This window comes from Pseudoroseomonas cervicalis ATCC 49957 (genome assembly GCF_000164635.1).
GTDB lineage: Bacteria > Pseudomonadota > Alphaproteobacteria > Acetobacterales > Acetobacteraceae > Pseudoroseomonas > Pseudoroseomonas cervicalis.
Genome location: NZ_GG771182.1, coordinates 1 through 677 on the forward strand (window position 1 = coordinate 1; position 677 = coordinate 677).

At 76.7% G+C, this 677-nt stretch carries 1 protein-coding gene and 1 pseudogene; both read left to right on the plus strand.

Annotated elements, in window-relative coordinates:
* Window positions 1-305: pseudogene (locus tag HMPREF0731_RS22460) on the plus strand (IclR family transcriptional regulator); the annotation flags it as partial.
* A partial coding sequence (locus tag HMPREF0731_RS22465; protein ID WP_007006573.1) for a histidine phosphatase family protein occupies window positions 305-677 on the plus strand: 373 nt, incomplete at its 3' end. The pseudogene HMPREF0731_RS22460 and the gene HMPREF0731_RS22465, both read left to right, overlap by 1 nt.

The window sequence follows — 677 nt, forward strand, 5'->3', positions numbered from 1 at the left end:
ACGCGCTGCTGCGCGGCGCGGCGCCCGAGGCGCAGGCGCGGCTGCGCGCCACGCTGGAGCGCGCCCTGGCCGAGCAGGCGGAGTATGGCTGCTGCTGCTCCTTCGGCGACTGGCAGGAGGATGTGAACGCCATCGCGCTGGGCTTCGACCCGGGCGGCGGGCTGCCGCCGATGGTGGTCAATTGCGGCGCGCCCTCCTTCCTGGTCAGCCCGGAATACCTGCTGCAGGAGGCGCGGCCGCGGCTGCAGGGGGTGGTGCGCAAGCTGTCCCACTGCATGGACCTGGCGGTGGCGCTGCCCGGCTGATGGCCCCGCGCTACGCGCTGCTGCGCCACGCCCCGGCCCGGGTGGCGCCGGGCACCTGCTATGGCCGGCTGGACCTCGAACCCGGCCCGGCCGACCTGCCGGCGCTGCGCGTGGCGCTGGCCGGCTTCGCGCAGGCGCCGTTGTTCAGCAGCCCCGCCCGCCGCTGCCATGTGCTGGCGGAAGCTCTGGCGGAGGGCCGCCCGGTCGCCTTCGACGAGCGCCTGCTGGAGCTGGATTTCGGCGCCTGGGAAGGCCGGCCCTGGGATGCGGTGCCGCGCGACGCGCTGGATGCCTGGGCGGCCGACCCGCTGGGCTTCGCCCCGCCGGGCGGCGAGAGCGGCGCGGCGCTGATCGCGCGGGTGCGGGATTTCG